Annotated in this window: 5 protein-coding genes and 1 pseudogene; all 6 read left to right on the top strand. The window is 29.5% G+C overall.

Annotation, left to right across the window (positions count from 1 at the left end):
• A pseudogene (locus Q0649_RS17255) lies at window positions 1–323 on the top strand (D-alanine--D-alanine ligase A); the annotation flags it as partial.
• Window positions 324–374: 51 nt separating this feature from the next.
• A complete protein-coding gene (locus Q0649_RS17250; RefSeq protein ID WP_298844913.1) occupies window positions 375–1,358 on the top strand; it encodes a tRNA 4-thiouridine(8) synthase ThiI in 984 nt (327 codons plus the stop codon).
• Between the two features lie 14 nt (window positions 1,359–1,372).
• Window positions 1,373–1,795, top strand: coding sequence for a DUF1934 domain-containing protein (locus tag Q0649_RS17245; RefSeq protein WP_298844910.1), 423 nt, complete (start codon window positions 1,373–1,375; stop codon window positions 1,793–1,795).
• 129 nt (window positions 1,796–1,924) lie between these two features.
• Window positions 1,925–2,212, top strand: a complete 288-nt coding sequence (locus tag Q0649_RS17240) for a ribose-5-phosphate isomerase (protein ID WP_298844907.1) — start codon at window positions 1,925–1,927, stop codon at window positions 2,210–2,212.
• A gap of 353 nt (window positions 2,213–2,565) precedes the next feature.
• Complete coding sequence (locus Q0649_RS17235) at window positions 2,566–4,173, top strand: CTP synthase (protein ID WP_298844904.1); 1,608 nt, start codon at window positions 2,566–2,568, stop codon at window positions 4,171–4,173.
• Window positions 4,174–4,413: 240 nt separating this feature from the next.
• A partial coding sequence (locus Q0649_RS17230) for a Rho termination factor N-terminal domain-containing protein (RefSeq protein WP_298844899.1) occupies window positions 4,414–4,763 on the top strand: 350 nt, incomplete at its 3' end.

Genomic DNA, 4,763 nt, shown 5'->3' with positions numbered 1-4,763 from the left:
CAAAAGAGTTTTATGATTATGAAGCTAAATATAAAAATGAGGAATCTAAACTTTTGATACCTGCAGCATTAGGAGAAAAAAAATTACAGAGTATTAAAGAAGAAGCTATAAAAATCTATAAAATACTAGATTGTGCTGGAATGGCAAGAGTGGATTTTCTTGTAGACAAAGAGACGGAAGATGTTTATTTAAATGAAGTTAATACTATACCAGGGTTTACTAAAATAAGTATGTATCCTAAAATGTGGCAAGCTACAGGTAAACCTTATGTGGAACTTATTGATGATCTTATTGAACTAGCAATTAATAGAAACAATAAATAATAACTAGTGAAATATATTGAAGTAATATAATCGAAGAGAGGCGAAATACTTATGACAACAGCTTTAGCTATGATTTCTGGAGGTCTTGATAGTACTCTCGCAGCAAAACTTGTAAAAGATCAAGGAATAGAAGTTATTGGTATATGTTTTAAATCAAATTTTTTCGGAGAAAAAAATGCATTGAAAATGGTTAAGCAAATAGATATACCTTTAGAAGTTATAGATTTTTCAGATGCACATTTTGAAATGATGAAAAATCCAAAACATGGTTATGGTAAAAATATGAATCCTTGTATAGATTGTCATGCTATGATGATGAGATATTGCGGAGAATTACTCGAGAAGTACCATGCTGATTTTATTATTACAGGAGAAGTCTTAAATCAGAGACCTATGTCTCAGAATAGATCATCTTTAGACATAGTAAAAAATGAATCTGGAATTGGGAATAAAATATTAAGACCATTATGTGCTAAAAATCTTAATCCAACTGAAATGGAGATAGATGGGTTAATCGATAGAGAAACACTTATGGATATAAAAGGAAGAAATAGAAAGGTTCAAATGGAACTTGCGAGTAGGTGGGGTATTTTAGATTATCCATCACCTGCAGGTGGTTGTAAACTTACTGAACCTAACTATTCTATAAGGCTTAAGGATCTTTTAGAACATAAAGAAAACCCAACAAAAATAGATTTGGAATTATTAAAGATAGGAAGGCAGTTTAGGTTATCTAAAGATTCAAAGATCATATCTACAAGAACGGAGAAAGAAGGAGATCTTTTAGAACAACTTTTAACAAAAGAGGACTTGATGTTTTTGGCCAAGGATTATAATGGTTCTATAGTTGCGATAATCGGGATTGCTACAGATGAAGATATTGAATTTGCAGCAAGAATAACAGGAAGATATTGCAAAGGGCGAGACGATAAAAATGTATCTATTAGTTATGGAAAAGATGATCTGAGTCTAGATAAATATATAGATGTTATGCCTGCAACGCAGGAACAAATAAATAATTATATTATAAATTAGTGAGGGGTAAGTTTATGGAGAAGAACGCGGTAATTTCAGTAGTTAGCAGACAGTCCGATAGTGAAGAAGATGGTGATGAAATTGAGGTAGTAACGCCAGGCAAGTTTTATAAAGAGGACAATTGTTATTATGCAGTATATGAGGAAACAGAGATTTCAGGAATGAAAGGAACTACTACCACATTTAAAATTGATGAAGAGAAATTCACACTTATAAGGACTGGAACTACTAATACTGAAATGAACTTTAAAAAGTATGCTAGAGATTTAACTTTATATAATACACCTCATGGAGCATTAGATCTTACTGTTGATACAAGAGAACTAAAAATGAATGTAGATAACGGTGGTGGAGATGTATTTATAGATTATGATATGATAATAGGAAATCAACAAGTTTTGAGTACAATTTTGGAAATTAAGATTAAAGCACAATAAAAATTAAGGCTATATTCTATATTAGAATATAGCCTTTGATTTATAAATTTCATATTATGGATAGTTTTTATAGATAAGTGTCAATAATTTAATTGACGCAGTAATTCAAAAAGACTTAGGAGTGATTTAATGTTGAAAAATATTGATTATGAAAATATAATAGAAGCTATCTGTTATGTGAAAGGTATAAAAAGACATGAATCATTAAAGATATTAAAAGATAGAGAATGTAAGTATATATTATTCTTACTGTTACAAAAGCATAAATGTGATGATGCTGAAATTGCTTATAAGAATTTTTTGATTTCTAACAAAAGAGCTGTTAACTATGGATTAAAAAAAGCAGAGGAACGATTTTTCATTAACAAGGAATTTAGAGAAATGTATTTTGAAATAGAGAATATATTAGGAATCTAAAGATATGTATTTAATGAAATTAGTAAGTATAAGAGCAATTATAAAGTGAAAAAACTTCATATATATCAATTTTAAGCTCTAAAAATTAAATTAAAAGCAAAAAGAACAAAAAAACAAAAAAAAGACTGGTGAATGATAAAAAAATGTGATAAGATATTAATATTGTTTTTAAAAAAACCTATACCATTATATTTATAGGGTAATTTCTATTATAAAATTGTAAACGACATTTGTCAAGCTATTTTAAAAATAATTAATATAAACTTTCAAAAGTTTTTTATAGAAATGCATCAGTAGTATTTGAAAAATAAATGATAATTTATAAAAGGTTATAAAACATAGGAGGAGTAATTATGAGTAGTACTAAGTACATATTTGTTACAGGTGGAGTTGTGTCATCTTTAGGTAAAGGAATAACAGCAGCTTCACTAGGTAGGCTTTTAAAAAATAGAGGTCTTAAGATTTCTATTCAAAAATTTGATCCATACTTAAATGTAGATCCAGGGACAATGAGTCCATATCAGCATGGAGAAGTTTTTGTTACGGATGATGGTGCAGAAACAGACTTGGATCTAGGACATTATGAGAGATTTATTGATGAAAATTTAAGCAAGAGTAGTAATGTTACTACAGGAAAAGTATATTGGTCAGTTATATCAAAAGAGAGAAGAGGCGACTTCTTAGGCGGTACAGTACAAGTAATACCACATATAACTAATGAGATAAAAGAAAGAGTCTATAGAGTAGCTAAAGAAAAAGATGTAGATGTTGTTATAACAGAGATTGGTGGAACTATTGGAGATATTGAATCTTTACCTTTTTTAGAAGCTATAAGACAGGCACAATATGAAGTAGGAAAAGAGAATGTTTGTTTTATTCATGTTACGTTAGTACCATATTTAAGGAAAGCTGGAGAACTTAAAACAAAACCTACTCAACATTCTGTAAAAGAACTAAGAAGTATAGGTATTCAACCAGACATCATAGTATGTAGATCTGAAAAGGAAATATCTGAAGATATGAAGGCTAAAATTGCAATGTTTTGTAATTTAGAAGCAGACTCTGTAATTCAAAATTTAGATGCTGAAAATTTATATGAAGTACCACTTATGCTTCATAATGAAGGGTTAGACACTTTAGTATGTAAAAAATTAAAATTAGATTGTCATGAAATAGATAATACTGCATGGATAGATATGGTTGATAGATTAAAGAATTTATCTGGAAATGTTAAAATAGCACTAGTCGGAAAATATGTTGAACTTCATGATGCATATATTTCTGTTGTTGAGGCACTTAGTCACGGAGGCCTTTCTAATGATTGTAATGTAGAAATTAAATGGGTAAATGCTTGTGATGTGACTAAAGAGAATGCAAGTGAAATATTAGGAGATGTTCACGGGATATTAGTTCCTGGTGGATTTGGTGATAGAGGAATAGAAGGCAAAATTGAGGCAACAAAATATGCAAGAGAAAATAAAGTGCCATTTTTCGGAATATGTCTTGGTATGCAGTGTGCTGTTATAGAATATGCAAGAAATGTAGCGGGATTAAGCGGAGCTAATAGTTCTGAAATTGATCCCAAAACTAAGTATCCTGTAATAGATTTAATGCCAGATCAAAAGGACTTAGATGAAAAAGGTGGTACTATGAGACTTGGATTATATGCATGTAAATTAGCAAAAGATTCTAACGCTCATGAAGCCTATGCAGATGAAGTAATATATGAAAGACATAGACATAGATATGAATTTAATAATGAATATAGAAAAACAATAGTTGATGCAGGACTTTCACTTACAGGAACAAGCCCAGATGAAAAATTAGTAGAAATAGTTGAAATAAAAGATCATCCTTGGTTTGTTGGAGTTCAGTTTCATCCAGAACTTAAATCTAGACCAAATAATCCACATGTACTATTTAGTCAATTTATTAAAGCAGCAATAGAAAACGATAAATAATATGTAAATCACATCCTATAGAGTGGACAAATGAAAAAAAGTCCACCCGATAGGATATTTTTGTAATAATTTTATCAAAACGCAGAATATTGAATAAAGTGGATTAAAATTATGAAATAGGATATAATTAACACAATATATCATTTCAAAAAAATTCATTGGATAATATACTCGTTCCAAATTCCCATGATATTTATAAAATAGATATTACATATGAAATACCCTTCGGAGGTGCAGATTTTGATAAATAAAGATTTCGAAAATATCACGGTAGTCGAGCTAAAACAGCGTTGTAAAGAGCTTGGTATTAAAAACATTTCTAAACTTAAGAAAAGTGAACTAATTGGAGAGATAAACAAGACATCACAAGTTTCTATGCAAAAGGATGGAGTGATTTTAAGAGAAAAGATAAGTCCTAAAATCTCTTCTACAGTTGAAGAGAATGTTATAGATAAATCAGAAAAGCATGTCGAAATAAATTCAGCCCCAATTACTAAACCTACTTCAAATGAAAATATTGATACAGGTTTTAAAAATCAAAATGAAAATAAAAAAGAACAATTGCAAGAAATGATAAATGAATCAGGGTC

Origin of the sequence: uncultured Clostridium sp. (assembly GCF_937920395.1) — a bacterium.
Taxonomy (GTDB): Bacteria; Bacillota; Clostridia; order Clostridiales; family Clostridiaceae; genus Clostridium_AD.
The sequence above is the reverse complement of the archived record's forward strand: the minus strand, read 5'-3'. Positions and strand labels throughout refer to the sequence as shown.

Excerpts from the sequence above, each read along its gene's own strand:
- Q0649_RS17240 (WP_298844907.1), top strand. The coding sequence starts at position 1,925 with ATGTTGAAAAATATTGATTATGAAAATATAATAGAAGCTATCTGTTAT.
- Q0649_RS17235 (WP_298844904.1), top strand. The coding sequence starts at position 2,566 with ATGAGTAGTACTAAGTACATATTTGTTACAGGTGGAGTTGTGTCATCT.
- Q0649_RS17245 (WP_298844910.1), top strand. The coding sequence starts at position 1,373 with ATGGAGAAGAACGCGGTAATTTCAGTAGTTAGCAGACAGTCCGATAGT.
- Q0649_RS17250 (WP_298844913.1), top strand. The coding sequence starts at position 375 with ATGACAACAGCTTTAGCTATGATTTCTGGAGGTCTTGATAGTACTCTC.